This window comes from Providencia sp. PROV073, assembly GCF_033688125.1.
Classification (GTDB): domain Bacteria; phylum Pseudomonadota; class Gammaproteobacteria; order Enterobacterales; family Enterobacteriaceae; genus Providencia; species Providencia hangzhouensis.
The window spans coordinates 531,666-553,643 of record NZ_CP096353.1; the positions used below are offsets into that span (position 1 = coordinate 531,666).

Annotated in this window: 24 protein-coding genes; 21 read left to right on the forward strand and 3 right to left on the reverse strand. The window is 40.2% G+C overall.

The window, feature by feature from the left end; all coding sequences use genetic code 11:
* The 5 genes from M1F17_RS02285 to M1F17_RS02305 all read left to right on the forward strand — a co-directional run bounded on the left by M1F17_RS02285 (position 1) and on the right by M1F17_RS02305 (position 5,090).
* Positions 1-1,032 (forward strand): carbon-nitrogen hydrolase family protein, encoded by a 1,032-nt coding sequence (locus tag M1F17_RS02285; protein ID WP_140172607.1) that lies wholly within the window; start codon positions 1-3, stop codon positions 1,030-1,032.
* Positions 1,029-1,784 carry an Asp/Glu racemase gene (locus tag M1F17_RS02290; protein WP_094961439.1) on the forward strand — a complete coding sequence of 252 codons (756 nt, stop codon included), beginning with the start codon at positions 1,029-1,031 and terminating at the stop codon, positions 1,782-1,784. Before M1F17_RS02285 ends, M1F17_RS02290 begins: the two co-directional genes overlap by 4 nt.
* Before the next feature lie 79 nt (positions 1,785-1,863).
* Entirely contained in the window at positions 1,864-2,412 is a 549-nt protein-coding gene (locus M1F17_RS02295) for a MarR family winged helix-turn-helix transcriptional regulator (RefSeq protein ID WP_004261083.1), read from the forward strand.
* A 267-nt stretch (positions 2,413-2,679) separates the two neighbouring features.
* Positions 2,680-4,326 carry a Na+/H+ antiporter gene (locus M1F17_RS02300; protein WP_318837214.1) on the forward strand — a complete coding sequence of 549 codons (1,647 nt, stop codon included), beginning with the start codon at positions 2,680-2,682 and terminating at the stop codon, positions 4,324-4,326.
* A 251-nt stretch (positions 4,327-4,577) separates the two neighbouring features.
* Complete coding sequence (locus tag M1F17_RS02305) at positions 4,578-5,090, forward strand: AAA family ATPase (protein ID WP_096864579.1); 513 nt, start codon at positions 4,578-4,580, stop codon at positions 5,088-5,090.
* Positions 5,091-5,146: 56 nt separating this feature from the next.
* Here M1F17_RS02305 and M1F17_RS02310 read toward each other — a convergent pair whose 3' ends face one another.
* Positions 5,147-5,767: a flavin reductase family protein gene (locus tag M1F17_RS02310; RefSeq protein ID WP_112307398.1), complete on the reverse strand. Its 621-nt coding sequence runs from the start codon at positions 5,765-5,767 to the stop codon at positions 5,147-5,149.
* Between the two features lie 621 nt (positions 5,768-6,388).
* On the opposite strand from M1F17_RS02310, the gene M1F17_RS02315 reads away from it, so the two are divergent.
* The 9 genes from M1F17_RS02315 (at position 6,389) to M1F17_RS02355 (ending at position 14,159) form a co-directional block, all read left to right on the forward strand.
* Positions 6,389-6,718: a helix-turn-helix domain-containing protein gene (locus tag M1F17_RS02315; RefSeq protein WP_036958338.1), complete on the forward strand. Its 330-nt coding sequence runs from the start codon at positions 6,389-6,391 to the stop codon at positions 6,716-6,718.
* Between the two features lie 161 nt (positions 6,719-6,879).
* On the forward strand, positions 6,880-7,467 hold the full coding sequence (locus M1F17_RS02320; protein WP_004261070.1) for a fimbrial protein: 588 nt from the start codon (positions 6,880-6,882) through the stop codon (positions 7,465-7,467).
* Between the two features lie 62 nt (positions 7,468-7,529).
* Positions 7,530-8,108 carry a fimbrial protein gene (locus tag M1F17_RS02325; protein WP_096864581.1) on the forward strand — a complete coding sequence of 193 codons (579 nt, stop codon included), beginning with the start codon at positions 7,530-7,532 and terminating at the stop codon, positions 8,106-8,108.
* An 88-nt stretch (positions 8,109-8,196) separates the two neighbouring features.
* Entirely contained in the window at positions 8,197-10,749 is a 2,553-nt protein-coding gene (locus M1F17_RS02330; protein ID WP_318837215.1) for a fimbria/pilus outer membrane usher protein, read from the forward strand.
* A 14-nt stretch (positions 10,750-10,763) separates the two neighbouring features.
* Complete coding sequence (locus M1F17_RS02335) at positions 10,764-11,501, forward strand: molecular chaperone (protein WP_318837216.1); 738 nt, start codon at positions 10,764-10,766, stop codon at positions 11,499-11,501.
* Between the two features lie 50 nt (positions 11,502-11,551).
* Positions 11,552-11,947, forward strand: a complete 396-nt coding sequence (locus tag M1F17_RS02340) for a fimbrial protein (RefSeq protein WP_140172615.1) — start codon at positions 11,552-11,554, stop codon at positions 11,945-11,947.
* Positions 11,940-12,455, forward strand: coding sequence for a fimbrial protein (locus M1F17_RS02345; RefSeq protein ID WP_140172616.1), 516 nt, complete (start codon positions 11,940-11,942; stop codon positions 12,453-12,455). The genes M1F17_RS02340 and M1F17_RS02345 overlap by 8 nt, the downstream gene beginning before the upstream one ends.
* A complete protein-coding gene (locus M1F17_RS02350) occupies positions 12,455-12,988 on the forward strand; it encodes a fimbrial protein (protein WP_318837217.1) in 534 nt (177 codons plus the stop codon). Before M1F17_RS02345 ends, M1F17_RS02350 begins: the two co-directional genes overlap by 1 nt.
* A 16-nt stretch (positions 12,989-13,004) precedes the next feature.
* Positions 13,005-14,159 carry an adhesin gene (locus M1F17_RS02355; RefSeq protein ID WP_272536728.1) on the forward strand — a complete coding sequence of 385 codons (1,155 nt, stop codon included), beginning with the start codon at positions 13,005-13,007 and terminating at the stop codon, positions 14,157-14,159.
* 24 nt (positions 14,160-14,183) lie between these two features.
* On the opposite strand, the gene M1F17_RS02360 is transcribed toward M1F17_RS02355, so the two are convergent.
* Positions 14,184-14,957, reverse strand: coding sequence for an AraC family transcriptional regulator (locus M1F17_RS02360; RefSeq protein ID WP_036958336.1), 774 nt, complete (start codon positions 14,955-14,957; stop codon positions 14,184-14,186).
* Between the two features lie 192 nt (positions 14,958-15,149).
* On the opposite strand from M1F17_RS02360, the gene M1F17_RS02365 reads away from it, so the two are divergent.
* The 7 genes from M1F17_RS02365 (at position 15,150) to M1F17_RS02395 (ending at position 21,079) form a co-directional block, all read left to right on the forward strand.
* A complete protein-coding gene (locus M1F17_RS02365; protein WP_164454935.1) occupies positions 15,150-17,567 on the forward strand; it encodes a DMSO/selenate family reductase complex A subunit in 2,418 nt (805 codons plus the stop codon).
* Positions 17,564-18,202 carry a DMSO/selenate family reductase complex B subunit gene (locus M1F17_RS02370; RefSeq protein WP_110592493.1) on the forward strand — a complete coding sequence of 213 codons (639 nt, stop codon included), beginning with the start codon at positions 17,564-17,566 and terminating at the stop codon, positions 18,200-18,202. The genes M1F17_RS02365 and M1F17_RS02370 overlap by 4 nt, the downstream gene beginning before the upstream one ends.
* Positions 18,199-19,098, forward strand: a complete 900-nt coding sequence (locus tag M1F17_RS02375; RefSeq protein ID WP_318837218.1) for a dimethyl sulfoxide reductase anchor subunit family protein — start codon at positions 18,199-18,201, stop codon at positions 19,096-19,098. Before M1F17_RS02370 ends, M1F17_RS02375 begins: the two co-directional genes overlap by 4 nt.
* A 38-nt stretch (positions 19,099-19,136) precedes the next feature.
* Positions 19,137-19,703, forward strand: a complete 567-nt coding sequence (locus tag M1F17_RS02380; protein WP_094961423.1) for a molecular chaperone TorD family protein — start codon at positions 19,137-19,139, stop codon at positions 19,701-19,703.
* Positions 19,704-19,876: 173 nt separating this feature from the next.
* On the forward strand, positions 19,877-20,332 hold the full coding sequence (locus M1F17_RS02385; protein ID WP_241098187.1) for a DoxX family protein: 456 nt from the start codon (positions 19,877-19,879) through the stop codon (positions 20,330-20,332).
* Between the two features lie 181 nt (positions 20,333-20,513).
* Positions 20,514-20,783, forward strand: a complete 270-nt coding sequence (locus M1F17_RS02390) for a type II toxin-antitoxin system Phd/YefM family antitoxin (RefSeq protein ID WP_110592491.1) — start codon at positions 20,514-20,516, stop codon at positions 20,781-20,783.
* A 2-nt stretch (positions 20,784-20,785) separates the two neighbouring features.
* Complete coding sequence (locus M1F17_RS02395) at positions 20,786-21,079, forward strand: type II toxin-antitoxin system RelE/ParE family toxin (RefSeq protein ID WP_110592490.1); 294 nt, start codon at positions 20,786-20,788, stop codon at positions 21,077-21,079.
* A gap of 98 nt (positions 21,080-21,177) precedes the next feature.
* Here the strand turns inward: M1F17_RS02395 and M1F17_RS02400 are convergent, their stop codons facing one another.
* Positions 21,178-21,972, reverse strand: coding sequence for a nucleotidyltransferase domain-containing protein (locus M1F17_RS02400; RefSeq protein ID WP_180312338.1), 795 nt, complete (start codon positions 21,970-21,972; stop codon positions 21,178-21,180).
* Between the last annotated feature and the right edge of the window lie 6 nt (positions 21,973-21,978).

Genomic DNA, 21,978 nt, shown 5'->3' on the forward strand with positions numbered 1-21,978 from the left:
ATGCTTAATTTGCAGACGTTTAAAGCCGCTGCGGTACAAGCCGCTCCGGTGTTTCTCGATACCAATGCTACGGTAGATAAAGTTTGTCGTTTAATTGAAGAGGCGGCGGATAACGGAGCGAAATTGGTTGCATTTCCAGAGGTTTTTATTTCTGGTTACCCTTATTGGAGTTGGGTGATGAACCCGATAGATGGCAGTCCATGGTTTGAAAAACTGTGCAAATCTGCCATTGAAGTCCCAGGGCCTGAAATACAAAAAATTGCTCAAGCTGCCGCACGCCACCACATCAATGTTGTAATTGGTGTGAATGAGCGGAACCCTAATGGAATCGCTACGTTATATAATACATTAGTGACGATTTCTGATGAAGGAAGAATTCTGGGACGCCATCGTAAATTAGTCCCAACATGGGCAGAAAAACTGACGTGGGCAAATGGAGATGCCTCTTCACTAAAAGTTCATCAAACCAGTATTGGGCCTCTTGGGGCATTGGCCTGTGGGGAAAACACCAATACATTGGCGCGTTTTGCTCTATTGGCGCAAGGCGAGTTAGTCCATATTGCGAGCTATATCGCCTTACCCGTTGCACCAAAAGACTATGACATGGCCGAAGCGATTCGTTTACGCGCATCTGCCCACTGTTTCGAAGGCAAAGTTTTTACGATTGTTTCCTGTTCGACAGTGTCAGAAGAGATTATGGATGCAATGTCTGCAACTCACCCAGAAGCACGTGAGATACTGGCTCGGCCAAATAGCGCTTTCTCAGGAATTATCGGGCCTGATGGACGAGTTATAGGCGAACCATTGGTTGACAAAGAAGGAATTGTTTACGGTGAAATTGATTTAAATCGCTGTATTCAACCACGACAAATGCATGATATTACAGGGCATTATAACCGTTTTGATATCTTTGATTTGCAGGTGAACCGCCGGCCATTAACGGCAGCACGTTTTCACGGTAATGGGCAAGAAGATGAAGCTTTAAACGTATTTCCAGAATCAGGTGAGTCATTTGGGGAGAGAGAGATATGAGTTTAGCACGTACATATCGTATTGGGCAGATTGTCCCGTCATCAAATACCACAATGGAAACAGAAATTCCGGCTATATTACGGGCAAGAGAAGCTCTGTTTGCGGAGCGCTTTACCTTTCATTCAAGCCGTATGCGTATGCAAAAAGTTACCAAAGAGGAGCTGGCAAAAATGGACTCCGATAGTGACCGCTGCGCTATTGAATTGTCAGATGCTGCGGTTGATGTGCTGGGATATGCCTGTTTAGTTGCGATTATGAGCATGGGGAAAGGTTATCATCGCATTTCAGAAAAACGTTTGTTTCAACGTACGGTAGATAACGGCCATCCAGCACCTATAGTGACTAGCGCTGGGGCATTAGTTGACGGCTTACATGTAATGGGCGCTAAAAAAGTGTCTATTTTAACGCCTTATATGAAGCCGTTGACGCAGTTAGTGATTGATTATATCGAAAGTGAAGGCATTGAAGTGGTAGATAGTATTTCATTGGAAATTCCAGATAATTTAGATGTGGGCCGGCAAAACCCATTAGCACCAGTGGAAATTACGAAAAAACTCAATACCCAAGTAGATGCAATTGTGGCTTCTGCATGTGTGCAAATGCCTTCGCTACCCTCAATACAATTAATTGAAGACCGAGTTGGTTTACCTGTACTGTCTTCTTCGGTGGCGACGACCTATATGATGTTAAAAAAGTTGGGTTTAGAAACTCGTGTTGATGGGTTTGGTTCATTGCTAAGTGGAAAGTTTTAGCTGAATTATCGCCGACTTCTGCTACTCTTGAGGGGTTGTAATCAAATGCAATAATTCAAGATGTTATCAAGGGGAGCGAATGGCAAACTCAAAGGTTTTTGTTGATAATTATTTGCCTGCCCTATTGGGGCAGGCTTGGATGTTGGTTTCATCTGAGTTTCATGCCATTGTTGAAGAAAAAGGTTTGTCAATATTAGAGTGGAGAGTGTTATCCACACTAGCAGGTAATGGCTCGATGGGGATTACAGAGCTCTCACAAAAAACAGTCAGTAAACAGCCGACAATTACTCGCGTACTACAACGGCTAGAACAGCAAGGGCACGTGGTTCGCCACAGTAACCATAATGGTAGTGATAAGCGCATAACACTTGTCAGTGTGACATCAAGTGGAATGTCACTAGTTGATGGTTTACTTATTGCAGCTCAGCAACACGAAGAAGTTGTTTTAGCTCCCTTGGGGCTACGTAAAAGTAAGATTCTTAAGCAAGTGCTACAAGAATTAATTGAGCGGCATAGTATAGAAAACACCAATACTGCAGATAAAAGCACTTCCGATAAAAATAATGAAAAAAAGCTAAAAAGAAAAAAATCAGGTAGCCTAAATTTATCTAAAGAAACAACAAAATAGTCGATTAATGATGGTTTAGTTCTATTTTTGATGGCAATACATAACTTATTATTGATATTGCGTTTAAATATTTATTTATCAAATAGATAAATAAGTTTCTTATGGGGCATTTAAGTCAGTGGTAATTTTTGCAACCTGATGATAGATAGGCTATTTCTTAATTTTATTATTTTTGTATCGATTGATTAATTGCCACTTTACATTGATTCATTTTATCTATTTACTTCATAACTGATAATTAATGATTAGCTAAACATGGAGCAATCAATGTCAGTAGTGACACTTGTACTCGTTTTTTTATTAGCCGTTGTTGTGAGCGTTTTTGTTTCACGACTGCTCAAAGATATTATTCCATTACCCCTGATCCAGATAGCACTAGGGGCTGGCTTGTCTTTATACGGTTTTACAGTTGAATTTGAACCTCATCTATTTCTATTTTTATTTATTCCTCCTTTATTATTCCTTGATGGATGGCGTATCCCTAAAGAAGCCTTATTTCAAGAAATTAAACCGATAATGTCGCTAGCCATAGGTTTAGTGGTTGTAACAGTGATTGGTATGGGCTTCTTTATACATTGGTTAATCCCAGCCATTTCTTTAGCTGTTGCCTTTGCGTTAGCAGCCATTTTATCGCCAACGGATCCCGTTTCCGTGTCTGCCATGACTGTCAATTCCCCATTGCCATCTCGAATGGCGCATATTTTGGAAGGGGAGTCATTGTTGAATGATGCAACGGGTCTGGTGTGCTTTAGTTTTGCAGTGGTCGCTGCGTTAACAGGTACATTTTCCCTTGCTTCAGCGGCTGGGCAATTTGTATTAGTGGCATTTGGCGGAATTTTAATTGGTTTGCTGGTGGCTTGGGCAATTGGCTGGTTAAACCAACTGCTCGTTAAGCGTACTGGGGAAGAACCTGCAATTCAAATTATGATCAGCTTACTGATGCCATTTACGGCTTATTTATTAGCTGAACATTTGCATGTTTCCGGTATTTTAGCGGCAGTAGTTGCTGGTATTGCGATGCACTATGAAAAAATTGCAGGTCGCATGCAAGCTGCTACACGTATTCAAAGTAAAGCGGTGTGGGATACGGTACAAACTGCGTTGAACGGGATGATTTTCATTTTGTTAGGTGAACAGTTACCGGGTATGTGGACAAATATGCCTGCTGTAGCAGAGGCCGCGGGTGCGAGCCATCCTTGGATGCTGTTTGTTTATGTGGCGATTATTACCGTGGCATTGGCAGTTTTACGGTTTAGCTGGGTGTGGATCTCGATGACTTTAACCGTCTTCCATAAACGCCGTCGCGGTAAAGAAGCAGATGTTATGCATATTCGTATGATGGCAGTAATGGCGACAGCGGGTGTGCGCGGAGCGATTACGTTAGCGGGTATTTTAACGTTACCTTTATTGATGCCAGATGGTTCATTATTCCCGAATCGTGACGTGGCTATTTTCTTAGCGATGGGGGTGATTTTATGCTCATTATTGATTGCCAGTATCGCACTGCCTATTTTAACGAAAGGGTTAGTACAAGACTTACCTTATGATAATGACGAAATTCGAGCGCGTTTAGCTTTAAATGAAGCCGCGATGGCACATTTACGTGAATTAATGAACCACCCATCGGATGATATGGATGAAATTGCTATGCGTACTGAAGTTGGGGCGCAACTATTAGAAATTTATGGCAGACGACTCGATAATTCGGATGAAACTGAGTCAGATGTCTATGATTTACATAAGATGATTAATATGGAACGCGAAATGTCTAAGTCGGCGTTAAAAGCGAAACGCGACGCGTTATATCAAATGCGTAAAAGTAAAAATATCAATGAAAGGGTGTATCACCGTTTACGTGATGAACTTGATTTAAAAGAAGAGACACTGAATCACCATAAAAATGGTAAACATTAATTAGCGAAAACAAAAGACCTGAATTTATTCAGGTCTTTTGTTATTGTAATTCAACTGAATTTGACGGCTTGTATTGAGTTCTGATAGGTTGGTTACAATTCAATTTAGGAAATTTATATGTCACAGGTTGTAGCAAGCTTAAGCATTATTATTACCATCACATAGTGGTGGGGATAAGCTACATCCTAAACCCGCCAGATAAGGCGGGTTTTTTGTCCTTATCTGGTTAATTATTCAGTAAGGAACTATTTATGAATTTAACAGAAGCATCTCCATTATTAAAAAAACAACCTCGTTTGCATTTTCTTTGTGGGAAAATTGCCTCTGGGAAATCGACATTAGCGAAACAACTGGCTAACCTCCCTCGTACTATTTTGCTCTGTGAAGATGAATGGCTTGCCGCTCTTTATCCTAATGAAATTACTGAATTGGCTCACTATGTCGAAAAAAGTGCTTTAGTAAAACAGGTATTGGAAGGCCATATTAGGCAATTGATACAGGCTGGGAATAATATCGTGATGGATTTTCCCGCCAACACACCAATACAGCGTCAATGGTTAATGTCTTTGGCGCAATCATCTGATGTATCTTATGTATTTCATGTATTGCAGGTAAGTAATGATGAGTGTAAGGCAAGGCTTGCTGCTCGTAATTTAGCAGGGGAAAACCCATTTCAAACATCTGAAACGCAGTTTGATTTAATTACGGCACATTTTTCTTATCCAACAAGTAGCGAGCGGTTAATCTGTAAATTTTATCCATAAAGGTAACATACCTGAGTAATAAACTTATGGAGGAGACTTATTACTCAGATTTATGGTCACTTAGGTCGATACATTTTGAGGTTTTGCTGCTGTTCAATCCAATAGTAATCAGCTGGCCCTCCAGCACGCAATAGTGGTTTCTGGCTAGCACAATCATATAAGCCATTATTCAAGGCTGATTCATCAATATGCACCATGACGACTTCTCCCATCACCATCCAAGTATCCAATAGTTGCCCATCCGCCCGTTTAAGTTGCTGATATTGCGTGACAACACATTCCATTGAAACGGGTGTTTGAGCGATACGGGGCGGTGAAACGAGTGTTGAAGGGAGGGGGGATAGCCCCGTTAATGCAAATTCGCTTTCACCATGTGCGAGTGTGGCACTACTCATATTTACGTGTTCACCGAGTGAAAGCGTGGCAAGGTTATAAACAAACTCCCCTGTTTCGATGGCATTAGTTACTGAATCTTTTTTACCAACACTCGAGAAGGCCAATATCGGTGGTGAATAATTGAAAATATTGAAAAAACTATAAGGAGCTAGATTGGTTCTACCTTTACTATCACAGGTTGATATCCAACCAATAGGTCTAGGACCAATGAGTGATGGGATAGGGTCATGGGGTAGCCCGTGACCCTGCTGTGGTTGGTAACTATAAAACTTTGCTATCATTTTGGAGTCCTTTTTAACATTACTTTAACGGATATTTGAACAAGGTGTTAGGTATTTAAATAATAAATGCTATTAATGCATAAAGAATGCAGTAAGTGGATATTTTATTTTTAATTTTTCTTATATTAACGTTTGAGGATATAACTTAATATAATAATATTAAATTAAATAGTAATTGATGATTATCTTTATTTTATTTATGAGTTTTAGTATTGACTTTATTGCTTAACTCTATTTTTGTGTAAATCCAGTGGATTGATTTATTTTAATTATAAGCTTTAATTTATTCTTTTAATTTCGTTATTTTCTGCATGTTAATATTTTTATATTTAATTAATCCGCCTTGCTATTATCTTGATTTATTTGTTTTTAACCTTTTGATTTTTAATATTTATTGTGTGTTCATCTAAGTTATATTACATGGGTTATATAATTTAATAGGAAATAGCTATCAAATTATATAAGTTCGATCGATACAAACGTATTTACAGAATTAATTAATAAACCTATATTTAAATTAAATTATTCTCTATTTTTATTAGATGTAAAAACAAACTGATTCTTAAGTTCGTAACGAGTCATTTAAAATTTCAAATGGGAGTTTTATTCATTGGAATTAATATGATAAAAACAAATGCGTTATTACGTCGGGATGTTGGATTATTTTTAAGACAAGCCAGAATTGATAAATCATTAACAGGGTACCAACTAGCTAAAATACTAAAAATAAGTCAACAACAGGTTTCTCGTTATGAGAGAGGGGAAACCGGTATTAATGTTGAAGTATTAAATACTCTTTTGGGCGTATTAGAAAGAAATTGGTTAGAATTTTTTTTCAAAGTCCTAGTGAATCATTCGAATGAAATTGCAGATATAAGAATACAAAATGAATTTTTTAATCTCATCGAAAGATCACTTTTCTACTATTATGGGGAATCAAAAAAAAGATAATTTTCAATTGGGTATGTGGTTGGAGTAAAAAATCACTCACATGGCGATGCTTAGTTTTATGTCCTCTTTAATTGAATTAAATATCGAAATTAGATTTACGCTATTGAATATTTAATGGCGTATTTATTGTAGTTTAATTTTTTAATTGAAAGGAAAAATATATGCAATTTACCAAATTAAATATTGCACCCTATTTATCAAAATCATCTCGGTTATTTATTTTTACTGCATTAATAGCTGGTATTTTTTCAACAAATTCTGCTGCCGACAACACAGGTACAGTTGATTTCGAAGGTGTCGTTGTTAGTACTCCTTGTAATATAGCGCAATCCTCACTAAAGCAAGTTATTGATTTTGGACAGTTATCTCGTCGAGCATTGGAAAATGGTCGCGTGGCTGAGGTGAAATTTAATATTGAATTTACTGGGTGTGATTTCACTGACTTTGATATTGATACAGCTGGAAAACCTATTGCTGTTAAATCAATGGAATTAGTGTTTACAGGGCAAAGCTATGCGGATGCAGCAAATACTTTACTTTCTACCTCTGCGGGTAATACCAACAATGTAGGAATTGGTATTGATGGATTTGAGTTTGGAAAAGCTAAAGATGTGCTTTCACGTATCATCAATAAAAAAGGAGATAACGTATTATCTTTCAAAGCGTTAGCAAAAGCTGTTGATACAACGAAAAGTGTATCGGAAGGTAAGTTCAGCGCAGTAACAAACTTTCGTATTACCTATCAATAACTAAATGGTTTAACCGCCAGAATTGACTGGTGGTTAAATATTGATTCGCTAGAGGGGGGGGCATGGTTAGTTATCAAAGGGTTATGAATATAATAGTCTTGTCGATAATGCTTATTTTTAGTATTCACTCATATGCAGACCCCAAAATTATTAAGCCCTACAACGTCAATGCAAGAACATTACTTAAAGGCAGTGTTATCGATGCGCCGTGTTCAATAACGTTGAAAAATCGCTATCAAACTATTGATTTTTCTTCTTTGGCTCTCGCTTTTTTGTCAAATAGCTTGCAAAGAGAAATGCATGATCAGCCTTTTATTATCGAGCTACAAGATTGTGGTAGTGCTTATTCAACCATTGACCTAAAAACATGGAAAATACGCTTTGTCGGCCAACGTGCGCAATATATTGATGCTTTTACGCTACAAGGTGCTTCCGAAGGGCTAGGCGTATCGGTATTAGACAATTCAAAAATACGATTACAGCCTAATAAGGTTTATTCATTATCTGACAATGTGTTGTATCAAGATAAATCAGGGTACAGCCTTTTCCTTCGCTATTTCTTACGTTTGGAATTAACCGGACAGCCGATTCAAGCGGGCCGTTATTACGGGCTGATCCGCTTTTTCATCGATTACCAATAACACGCACGAAGAATATGTTTTTATGAGCTTCATTTTGAAGATGAACTCTTATTGCATTTAATCTGGTATAGCTAGGATGGTATAGAGCATGGTGTTCAAAACTAACGAAAAATTGAAGCTAGCTTGGCTCATTGCTTTTCTGTTACCGAGTTTTATAGGATGGAAAGCATTTGCAACTGAATTTAATACAGATGTTTTAGATGCAGATGATATGCAAAATATTGATATGAGCCAGTTTTCGGTAGCAGGGTATACGCTACCGGGGGATTATGTTTTTACTCTCTTTGTTAATGGGCAACGTTTAGGGGCACCCCGCAATATCTCCGTTTATGAAAATAAGCCAATTGCAGGTGAATCAACCCAAGCGACACAAACTATTTGTATTCCTCCTGATATCCTTGAGTTAATCGGATTAAAGCGTTCTGCGATGGAGAAAGTGGCACTTTCTCATAGTGGAAAATGCCTCGATTTTTCTGCGCTATCAGGCGTTCAAACAGCCATAGAGCTCAGCACCTTATCGCTGAAAATGACTATTCCGCAAATATGGATGGAATATCGCGACCCTTACTGGGTTCCTGCTAATTTATGGGAAGAAGGAATAGGTGGCGCATTTATTGATTACAATGCGAATATTTCTGCAACCAAAGAAACGAATAGTAATCGGCAAATCTATTTGTCAAGTAATGGAATCACTGGGGTAAATTGGGGGGCTTGGCGCCTACGTGGTGATTACAGTACATCTTATCAGAAGCAACGGGGGGATTATCCTCAAGAAAAACATAACTTTGATTTTACTCGTCTTTATGCATTTACTTCATTGAAAGATAGTGCCTCAATCTTTACGTTGGGAGAAAATTATTTTTATTCGGATATCTTTGAATCTTGGCAATATACTGGTTTTTCTTTAGAAAGTGATGACCGCATGCTACCGCCTAAATTAGTGGGGTATGCACCTGAAATTATTGGTGTTGCAAATACTAATGCGATTGTAATTGTTCGCAGCCAAGAACGCATTATTTCTGAAACGGCAGTGCCTCCTGGACCATTTCGTATTCAAACACTTGATAGTGGGATCCGTGGTGTATTAGATGTGACTGTACGTGAAGAAAATGGGGAGGAGAGCAAGTTTAGTCTTAGTACAGCCTCGTTACCTTATTTAACACGTCCCGGACGCGTTATTTATAAAGTCGCAATGGGAAAGACGCGTTATGACAATCGGCATTTGACAGGTGAGCCTGTTGTAAGTGGTGAATTATCATATGGTGTTTCAAATGCATGGTCATTATATGGAGGAACGCAGCTTAATGGTTATTACCAAAGTGCAGCATTAGGGATCGGACGGGATCTTTTTTCAATAGGCGCGGTTTCTTTTGATATCACACAATCTTTTGCCGATTTTTCAGATAAAAGATGCCAAGGCCGCTCTTATCGCGTTAATTACGCAAAATCTTTCGATGAGCTACGCACAGATATTACCTTTGCAGGCTACCGTTTTGCCGATAAAGAATACCGAACACTAACGCAATTTATGGATGAAGAGAGAATAGGTTATGGGACTCAGGCAGCAAAAGAAAATTATCAATTATATTTAAATAAATATTTTGATGATTTTAATATTTCTCTTAATTATCAATATAGTACTTATTGGCAGCATGACTCACAAACACAATACGGTTTATACGTTAATGCGCCTTTAAATTTTCCTCTTCTGTCCCAGAATGCCGCAAATTTATCATTATCAGCAACTCGTACTGAACGAGACAATGGCAATGAAGATGATGCAATTAACCTATATCTCACAGTACCGTTATTTCGCGGGCATAGCATCACATTTTCTGAACTCTACTCACGGTCAGCGGGTAATAATCAATTTAATCATCAGGTTGGCTATAGCGGTTATGGGGAACAAGATAATTACAATATCAATGTCGGTTATAACCACGGCCAACATATTGATAATCAAGTGAGTTTGAGTGGCTTTTATTCACGAGATATCTCTCAAGCAAGTACATCTATAAATGCGAGCTATGTGCCTGATCAATACCACAGCATTGGCGGGTCAATCAATGGTGGGCTCACATTAACCTCGAAAGGGGCGGCACTGCACCGCTCAGCGCATGGTGATACACGACTTATGGTTGAAACCCCCGATGTGAGCGGTATTCCTCTCGATAATGGGGTGATTAAAACCAATGCATTTGGGTTGGCTGTTATTCCCAATGTGAATAGTTATCGAAAATCAACAGCTTCAATTAATACCAGCCAGTTACCCGATGATATCGAAAGCCTCGACCCCTCGACAGATATTACGTTAACCAAAGGCGCCATAGGCTATCGCAGCTTATCGGTGATGAAAGGGCATAAATTATTTGCTGTTCTTGCTTTGTCAGATGGAAAGCACCCACCTTTTGGTGCCAGTGTACGTAACAAAAATAACCAAGAATTGGGGCTAGTGGGGGAAGGCGGTGTGACGTGGCTAGTGGGGGTATCACCTCAAGAAAAGTTGTCGTTGTATTGGAATAACCAGCCACAGTGCGAGTTATCCCTACCTGAAAAATTAAATGAGCTTACGGATTTGTTGTTGCTGCCATGCTCTTCAGTCAAAGCGGTCCGTTCAGTTTATTCATCATCCAGTAAATGATTGTGAGGCTAATTATGTGGAAGTTAGATATTTGTTATCAATGGATTGTGAGAGTACTGCTTGTCATACCTATATTATCATTTAATACCTACGCAGCAGTGACTTTGGATCGAACTCGGATCATTTTTCCCGGGGATGCGAAATCGATCAATATCAAGATAACTAATGATAACCCAGAAGAGGCGTATCTCGCACAAAGTTGGATTGAAGACCAACAAGGTAAGAAGCTAACAAAAGGAGCGTTATTGGCTACGCCGCCACTACAACGCGTAGAGCCGAATAGCCAAAGCTTAGTTCGCTTGAGTCTGACGCCTTTATTTAGTCAGTTACCGCAAGATAGGGAATCCGTATTTTATTTTAATTTGCGAGAAGTCCCGCCTAAATCTCATGATGCGAATACCTTACAAATTGCTTTGCAATCGCGAGTGAAGCTTTTTTATCGACCTCCGTCCATTTTAGCCAAGTCAGAAACAAACTGGGCACATAAGGTCACATTAATGAAAACGAATAAAGGGTATCAGCTCAATAATTCAACGCCTTTCAATTTGACGGTTATTGGCTTGGGTAATAACCAAAAACAGTCGGAACAAAGCCAATTTGAAGTGGTGATGGTGCCGCCTAAATCGACTCAAGAGTTTATTTCCCAGCCACTAACAAGACCTCATTTAACCTATATCAATGATTATGGCGGAAAACCGACTTTGGCTTTTCATTGCCAACAAGACGTTTGCACAGTGGTGGATGAACATTAGTTAGCTGAGGGGGATATACGCCTAGCATCAATAATAGAAGGAGTAATGCATTGATAAAGCATATGCTTATTGGTCTATTTTTCATCAGTGGCATGATAGGAGTGATGGCTTCAGCGAACGGACTTTTAAATCATACTGCGGTGAATGAATCACATTATGAAGATTTAAATAGTGGATGGTTAGAAGTGAGCGCTCGATTATTCAATTCGCCTTGCCACTTAAAAATATCAACCTCAGCGGTGATGTTGACTCAATGTGGTACAGGTGGTGCATTTTCTGCGGATAAAACGCAAACAACGCCCGCACAAATACGCTTCTATGATGTGCAGAATGGAAATGTTACGGCCATAGAGAAAATGAATTTATTAAACGGTAATAATTTTATTCACCCACCTGTTTCAATGCATAAATCGAATTTATTACGGTTGGAGGTGGTTTATGAGTAAGGCAATTTTACTTTTAAGTCTTGTACTTCCTATCTTTGGTTGGAGTAAGGAAAGCCTAGATGTGGAATTTAGTGGTATTTTAGTCAATAAAACCTGTCAGTTAGCGGCTGATTCCATCAATAAGCGGGTAAAAATTGAAAATATACGTTTGAAGTCGATTAATGACAATATTCCTAGTGATATCACACCATTTTTTATCACGATTGAAAAATGCAGCCAAGCCGACCTTAATAAGATGATTAAGATTACCTGGAAAAGCCCAAAACAAGTCACTGTAGAGGGAGGGAATTACCTTGGTACGGATGGAAGTAGTGGTGTACTGCTTGGTGTAGTTGATAAGCAAGGCGAGTTTGTTACTTGGGATAAATCGATTGAGGTAACACCTGTTACGGTTACAGGTGGAAGTCAGCAATTGGAATTTGGTGTATTTGTGCGTAAAAATCCATTGAATGAAGCAAAAAAAGGGGTTTTCTCAAGCTCAGCGACTTTTTCATTGGAGTATGAGTAATGAATACAATCAATTGGTTATCTAAATTTGTTTTGTGTTTTTTATTCCTCCCATTTATGTCTAAGTCGGATGTTTTAATCGATGTGAGTGCGACGTTAGTCGACCCAGCCTGCCACCTGCGTAGCGAAGATAACAGTACACCGTTAAAAATCAATTTTGGGGTGATTAATCTACCGCATAACTCTGATGATATTTCCCAATCCCATACATTTCCATTGTATTTAACTGGCTGTAATTGGAATAAATCACTCGGTATTATGATTAACCCCAAAAATAGTAACACTATGGTTTATCAAGGAAAAAGTATTTTATCCATTAGTACTGATGGCCTTGGCATTAATATCAATAATATAACTGGTGGTGTGGCTCATCCACTTGAAGTTAATCAAATTCAACAAATATTTCCAGAACAAATAGATGCCACTTTACAGCGAATTATTTTACAAGCTGAGCTCGTCAATACCCTACCAGCGAGCCAACTCCGTGCTGGAAAATTTAGTGCTATTGCCATGATTTCGGTCACTTACTATTAAGGCGGTAATATCGGTTATGTCTAATTTTCAAATCCTGTTTCAGGCGGTTTCTAGCTCTATGGTGAAAATACCATTTCCCTTATTTTTTAAGGGAGAGTTTTTTAAACAACCATCTAGCTTATTAATGTATTTTCTGGTGGCCATTCTTAGTTTGTATGGAATGAATGCTCATGCAGATTATGCATCTCGAATACAAAATTCCAATTCAGGTTATTCAATTCGGATCGATAGTAATAGTGTTATTGAACCCGTTGCACGAGTTGGTTCTGATGGCAAAAATTATTATCGTGTAGGAAACCCTATTGTTATTGATGGTAATAGTGCTCAAGTGAGTGTGTCTGGCTTGGTTGATTGTGTTGGGAGACGATGGGGGAGCAGCAATACAAGAATTCATTCATCACAGGCATTTCATCGTTTGTTTATGTATGTAGCTTCTGCGGGAGTCACGATTGATGGAAAAACAGCCTACCGGATCAATAACAATTTAGTGATGACGGTGGAAACTCCAATAATGAATTGGATAAATATTGATGCAGGAATGTGCTCATATGCTTATGTGGGGCTTGTTAGGGCTGCCCAAGAGTTTACCAGTCAATTTCCAGTTACTATTACATTTTTTATTAATGAGCAAATTATTGATGGAAAACTGGTTATTCCTGCAATGGATTTAGCGGGCTATGTTCGCGCTTTTACTGAGCCTAAAGCAGTGCCACCCTTTGATAGCTGGCCTTTATCTGACTCAACAGTGCCAATGCGTCTTGCCGCTTCTCAGTTAAATGTGAAAGCAATGTGCTCCACGCAAACGAGCTCTGGGCAGGCTAGCACAGTCAATTTGCGACACGGTCAATTAAGTAGTATTCATTACGATAGCTTGGTGACGGAAAGTATCAGATACACGTGCAAATTTGCTGCCTTAACGAAGGTAAGGTTACGGTTAGACTATGTGACAGATGGTGACCCACAAAAGCGCTTGCCAATGAAAGATGCTTCAAATAGAACGATTTACAGTAAGTTAGACATTGTGGATGAACAAACCGGCGCGACAGGTACAGATATTCGTGTGGGAATTCATTCAAATCGCACTATTTATATTCGTAGTCGTATTCAAGGAAATAATGCAGACGCAGGAAGTTATCAAGGGTCTGCATGGTTAATTGCCACATTTGACTAAATTGAATTTTTGAATGGTTAGGTGTTATCCACTAATTCTCTGAATAAAACTGGATGGACTTTGCCCTAACCATTTTTTAAACATGGTCGAAAAAGACCCAACGCTGCTGTAGCCTAAATCAAATGCGACCTCAGTAATGGATTTACCTGCAGAAATATGGGTAATCGCACTTAATAAGCAAGCTTGCTGTCGCCAGTCAGAGAAAGATAACCCCGTTTGAGCACCAAAAAAACGGCTAAATGAGCGCTCACTTTTATGTAGTTTTGCCGCCCACTCCTGTGGTAATGAGGTGATTTGTGGCGCTTTTAGGAATTCCCGGCACAATTGGGCTAAATGTTCATCCCGTGGGATTGGGGCATAGAAAGGTAGGGGTTCTGCCTGCGCAATTTCATGCAAAATAAATTGGTACATCACACCATCACGGCCATTTAAATCATATTCAATTGGGGTATCAACTGCTTCAAGCAATAGCTGACGAAGTAAGGGGGAAACCCTGAGTACTTCGCATTTGTTTCCCCTACGTGGAGCGGCTTTGGGCTCAATGTATAAGCTACGCGTACTGACATTCAACATGCGCGTTTCATGGGGCGTATTACAGGGGATCCAAACACCACTATCAGGCGGTATGACCCACTCGCCATCTGCGGTACTCACTTCAATCAAGCCTGTCGCACCATATAGAAACTGGGCACGGCGGTGAACGTGAGAATCAAGCAGCACGTTTGGTAAATAGTCTGTTCCGATAGCTAAAACATCACGCGGAGTTGCATCGACAGTTTTCAGAGGAATATTTCGCATAGGAATTTTTCTTGGCTGAGATTCAAAAGTTATCATATATTTTCTGAATATAGGCAATTTTTATTGATATAACCACATGTTTTTCATGGTTGGCTGGAATTCCAATGTGTTTGGCGGTTTTTCGAAAGTTGGTAAACAGGGAAATGTTTACCCTATCGCGGCAACCTAATGTATGCCAGAGGTAGAGTTATCATGGAAAATTATTACGATCAGGCGGATAGTGAGAGTCTGATTGAACCCCTAACCCGTCGTCGGTTTATTCAAGGCAGCTCTGCACTCATGGCTGTCCCATTTATTGCGACAAACACTGTTGCATCAACACCAGAAAACCCGAATATCATCCCAACCACAACGCTGCAAAATGAAGGCGAGCGAGTGGTCTCCACCTGCAGTAGTTTTGACTGTGGTGGCAAATGTGATATTCGAGCACACGTTAAAGAAGGCGTGGTGACACGAATTAGTACCCGCCCAGATGCCGATTTAGACGAAGAGATGCCAATCATGCGTGCTTGCGTGCGTGGCCGCAGTTACCGGAAGTTCGTTTATCACCCAAATCGCCTGAAATACCCAATGAAAAGAGTGGGCAAACGTGGAGAAGGGCGCTTTGAGCGAATTAGCTGGGAAGAAGCGACAACCTTGATTGCTGACAACATGCAGCGTATCAACGCCCAATATGGCCCTGCATCGCGCTTTGTTAGCCTCAGTACTGGGGTAACAGGGGGAATTTTCTCCGGTGCCAATATGTTGCGTCGGTTGTTTAATATCACGGGTGGTTTTCTGGAAAATTACCATTCAGTGAGCAACGGCAATACCATGGCGGTTACGCCTTATACCTATGGCACGTCAGCAAGTGGTAGCACGCTAGATACATTAGAAAATACGCCATTGGTGATCCTGTGGGGACATAACCCGAACGAAACCATTTTTGGTCATACGAATCATTATTTCCAAAAAATGAAAAAAAATGGCGCCAAATTTATTGTTGTTGACCCACGTTACTCGGATACCGCATCGTCATTAGCGGATCAGTGGATCCCCATTTTGCCGACAACAGATAATGCGATGATGGATGCCATGATGTATGTGATCATCAGCGAAGGCCTGCATGATCAATCTTTTATCGACAAATTCACTATTGGTTTTGATGAGCACCAGATGCCCGACGGCATCCCTGAAAATGAGTCATTAGTGGCATATTTAATGGGGAAAAAAGATGGTGTGGTGAAAACTCCTGAATGGGCAGAACCTATCACCAAAGTCCCCGCTGATACCATTCGTCAACTGGCTCGCGAATATGCCAATACAAAACCGGCGGCCTTAATGCAAGGTTGGGGGCCTCAACGTCACATCTGTGGTGAACGTTCCGCCAGAGGGGCCACTCTGTTAGCCACAATTACCGGAAATGTAGGCGTAAAAGGGGGCTGGGCTGCGGGCTATGGCATGGCTGTGACCCCTGATTTACGTAAAACGTTAGCGGGCCCGAGCCTATTTGAAAACCCAGTTAAAGCGAAAATCAATATCACCAATTGGGTGCAAGCTTGTGAAGATAAAGCATTAGTTACGCCAGATAACGGTTTAAAAAACGCGGAAAAACTCGATACGGAAATCAAAATGATTTTTTCGTTAGCGGGTAACTATATGACTAACCAGAACCCCGATATTTTGCATGCTGCTAAAGTTCTGGAAGATGAAAGTAAAGTTGAGTTTATCGTTTACAGTGACTTATACATGACACCCAGCGCCAAGTATGCCGATATTTTATTGCCTGAAACCAGCTTCTTAGAGCGCTGGAATGTGGGGGGAACATGGGGAACTGGCAACTATATTATTTTATCGGAAAAAGTCGTTGAGCCTGAATTTGAGCGGCGTAGTGACTATGAGTGGTTGCGAGAGGTCGCTGAAAAACTCGGCGTTGGCGAGAAATTCAGTGAAGGTCGTACAGAAAAACAGTGGATCGAGCATTTAGTCAATGATGCCCATCAGAAACGCCCAGAAGATGGCATTCCAACTTTTGATGAGCTGCTGGTTAAACGCCGTCATTTGTTAAAGCACAAACCCCATGTTGGGCATGTCGCTTTTGAGAAAAATATTAACGATATCGATAATAACCCGTTTGAAACGCCATCAGGAAAAATTGAGATTTTCTCTCAGCGTCTTTATGAACGTAATGATGTGGATATCCCTGCGTTATCCCATTATGTGCCTGCCATTGAAGGGCCTGAAGATGAACTTGTTTCCCGATATCCATTGCAGTTGATTACTTGGAAAGGCCGTAACCGTGCCAATTCAACGCAATTTGCTAACCCGTGGCTACAAGAGGTACAGCGCCAAGAGTTGTGGATCAACCCCATTGATGCCAAAAAACGAAATATTACGGATGGAGAGCGCGTCAAAGTGAATAACGACCGCGGTATCACTATGGTGCCCGTCAAAATCACCCAGCGGATTATGCCCGGAGTGGTGGCTTTACAAGCAGGAGCATGGTGGCAACCTGATGAAAATGGCGTTGACCAAGGTGGTTGCGCTAACGTTTTAACATCAGCCCGTAGCACAGCAATGGCACATGGAAATGCCCATCAAACCTTATTGGTGGAGGTAAGCAAAGCATGAGTAAATTTCACGTTTATCCCGCGATAAGCAGCAAACAGCTTGGTTTTTATATTGATTCTGCACGTTGCTCAGGTTGTAAAGCCTGCCAAGTGGCGTGCAAAGATAAAAATAATCTCGATGTCGGGCGCAAATATCGTCGCGTATATGAAGTCGCGGGTGGTGAGTTTATTGAAAATGGTACGGGAGGACTGGTGAATAACGTCTTTGCTTATACGTTATCCATTTCCTGCAACCACTGCGCCGACCCAATGTGTGTGAAAAACTGCCCGACAACGGCGATGCACAAGCGTGAAGGGGATGGCATCGTGATGGTCAATACAGACAAATGCGTAGGTTGTGGAACTTGCGCTTGGTCTTGCCCATATGGCGCACCGCAAATGAACCCTGAAACCAAACAAATGTCGAAATGTGATTTTTGCATCGACCTGCAACTAAAAGGGGAGCAACCCGTCTGCGTCGCCACATGCCCATTAGGGGCCATTCAGTTTGGCCCAATAGATGAACTCAGACAACGTTATGGCGAGCTGGCGGATGTCCGTGGGTTGCCAGACTCATCGATTACCCATCCCAATTTAGTGATCCACCCACATCTTGGGGCTGGTCGCACTCAAAACTCACAAGGAGAAGCCAAATGAATGAATGGCCATTATTGTTATTCACATTTTTAATGCAAACATCCATTGGGTTGAGTGTGATGTTAGCGCTTTTTGCGAAAAAATTATCAGCGGTTTTACCTCATAAAACGAATACACAATTTTTGCAGCAATACGTGTTTGTTGCCTGTGTATTTGCGGGGGTAGGTTTATTGTCTTCAATCACCCACTTAGGGGTTCCTTTGAATGCGCCTAATTCTTTGTTGAATATCTTTTCATCGTGGCTAAGCCGTGAAGTGGTTTTCACTGCGACCTATTTTGCTTTTCTTGGGCTGACTTTTTTGTGGCTATGGTTCAAAAAGAAATTGTCATTTCTGCTGCTTGGTTTGGCTATCATTGCTGGGTTATGTGATGTGTATGCCATGGCTTCAATTTATCGTTATACATCAATGTTAACGTGGATGAATGATAATACTTATTTGATGTTCTACGGCACGATGCTTACAGCAGGAGCTGCTGGGTATTATTTATTAATCAATTTGTTATTGCGCTTCCATGCAGGCTCGCCAGCGGCTCAAGTCTCAACGCGTGGGTTATGGGTGCTATGGGCGGTTATTGGCATTAGCTTATTAGCCCGTTTAGTTTATCAACCTGCCTATGAAAATTACTTAGTTAGCACGAGTTATCATAATGAATCGATTACATTTCCTATCGACTCTATTCATGCCTACCAAAGGATTTGGTCGCTGCGTATCACTAGCTGGGTAGTTGGAATACTGGCGGTGATTTTATTGGGATATGGATTATTTCGCCATATGCGACAGACTGCGAGTGGGGTTATGACTTCGAGCAGCAAAGGGTATTTAGTGGTGGGTTTTGCGGCTGCCATAATTGCTGAATTTATGCTGCGTTACTGTTTCTATACTATTCATCTGTAAATAAATAACAGTTTATCGCTTAGGAAATTACCTTTTTTATGATCCATTTTTCACACTATGCAGCAGCGTTTAATATCTTAGGCACTTGCTATTTATTTTCTCCAAATGATGATGCAAGCCATTATGCGATAAGTTTCTTCAAGCTAAATGACTTTGCATCTCAGTGGCCTTGTAAAATCAGTACTCAGCTTAGCGAACGCATCTCGGCATCGCTAAGCATCGAAATAGCGACGCTGCATACTCAGTGGACAAATTTATTTATTGGTCCTGAAGCATTACCTGCTCCGCCATGGGGCTCGGTATACCTCGACCCTGAAGGCGTATTACAGGGCTCTTCGACACTGGCGCTGAGCGAGTTTTTACAACGAGAGCGTTTAAAAATTCAGACGCGTTATCCAGAGCCTTCTGACCATGTTGGTTTAATGTTATTTCAAGCGGCAGTTTTGGCTTCACAAGTCAGGGAGGCAGCATTAAAAGAATTGCTAAATGACCATTTGGGGAGTTGGTTACCCCAGTTTTCTCAGCAATTAAATCGAACAACATGTAGCCCGTTTTATAACGCATTAACGGAATTAGCGCTGGTTACTGTAAGGTCATGTATATAATATTGTTCAGTATATTTGACCTTTTAATGGTTAATTAAACGTAATATTTGAATGGGTGAAAAGTTAACAAAATTTAATTAAATGAAAATTGATTTAGTTATAAGAAATGCAAATTAAAATGATTATTACTTTACCTTTCTAAGCCATAATGCATTTTTAAGTCATACTACTTAATGATGTTTTTGGATATCCATAGGGGGTATAAAGTGGTCAATTTATTAAATCGTTTGTTGTCCCATGAAGATGCTGGCAGGTTGTTATTGCGTCTTTCCGTCGGTGGGCTCATGTTATTTCATGGTATGAGTAAATTAATGACAGGGGCGAGTGGTATTAAAGCGCTGCTAGCTTCTTATGGCTTACCTGAATTTATCGCTTATGGAACAATTTTAGGTGAAGTTGTGGCACCTATTTTTATTATTTTAGGAATTTTAACTCGCCCATCTGCATTATTAGTCTCCTTCACTATGGTGGTTGCATGGCTGATGATTGGGTTAGATAAAACATTTGTGCTTGATAAAACAGGCGCATGGGCGATTGAAAGTATTGTGTATTTCTTCTTGAGCGGTATTGCATTGGCATTTTTAGGTGCGGGTAAATATTCCATTATCAAAAACCCGAACTGGCGATAAATCCGTTTTTCTTTCGTGTTTGACATTGCCTTTGAAAAAAGACCATCAAAAATGTTCTGATGGTCTATTTTTTTGTCTAAAAAATGGTCGTTTCAAGATGAACGATATTTTTGAAATATTGGTAGTTTAAGCCATTTTAGCTATAATGGATATTCAAGCTACTTTATATTGTAGGTGATGTATGGAAACTATCTCAGCACAAGTTGCTAAAAATCAATTTGGTGATTTATTGATGAAAGTTCAACGTGCACCTGTTGAAATAAGCAAGCACGGTAAACGTGTTGCTGTTGTTATTTCTCCGGACGAATATGACCAGCTTATGCAATTAAAATTACAGAGCCTAAAAACGGTTTTGGCGGAGTCTATTGCACAAGCAGAACGCGGTGAATTTCATAGCATTGATGATGTATTTGCCCCGCTAACCATGGACGAACTTGAAAATAAGGCTTAAGGATGAGCGTTAGGTTTACTCATAAAGCAAGAGAGCATATCCGCTCAATCAAGCTTTATTCTATGCGTCGTTGGGGAGTTAATGTTGCCGAAGCTTATGCCAACTCATTACGAGTAACAATGACAGACATACTTGCCCGACAGCCATCCCTTGGTCGTGATCGTAGTGAAGATTTGTATTTGGGCGTCTTTAGCTTCCCTGTTGAAAGCCATATTATTTATTATCGAAAAGCGCTTGAAGGCATTGAAGTGCTGGCGGTATTACATCATACACAGGATCCAAACTCTCATTTATAAAAATCTAGGTGGCAATAAGCTTTATTGTTAATTATTTAATATTATTAAAGAAAAAGACCATCAAAAATGTTCTGATGGTCTTTTTTTAATCATGATAGTCAATTAGTTGCTAGCACAATTGTACGCAAGAACTCGTCTAATAATCGGCTGTCACGGCAAGCGGGCTCAGGAAATTGCATGCGTTCTGCATTGGCTATGACTTCCAGAACGAGCTTATCAATAGCTGGTCGCCTCGCGCCATAATCACTTTCAACTGCTTGGTGCTTAATAACCAGCAATTCATCTATCTCTGTGAGTACCTTGTTATCGGTAACTGTGGCCGCGACTAATTCAGAAAATGCCATTGGTGGCATGCTTTTACTTACTTCTATCCAACGCAGGGCTAATACCGCACGCAGCAGATAAAGATATTTTTTCAGTTTAACGCGCTCACCTTTAAAGTCAGTATGTAAATTACGCTTACTTATTGATAAATAGTGATAGCGCGATTTTAACGGTGAATAAAATTGTGCAGTCAGTTGCTCCAGTTGAGTAAAAAATGCCTCATCCTTAAAATAAACAATGGGTGAATGCAACCACTCTATTAATGCAGGGTTAGAGTTACGCATTAATTTCAATGCTTTAGATAGCTCCCAACCTGATACATCCAGCTCATCATCAATTGGCTTTTCTATCACATCGCGTTTTTTATCCAGTGTTAGGTACCAATCAAGTTTGTGAACATAGATAAATCGAACATCATAGTCGCTGTCGCGGGAGGCAAAGCCCCAACCGCGACTTCCAGACTCACACGCAAATAATATTTTAACGTGATGAGTTTCTTCTATTTCTTTGAGTGTTTTACCTATCCGTTCTTTCATCAGCACGGATACACTTTCATGGTCAGTTTCCATGCTTTC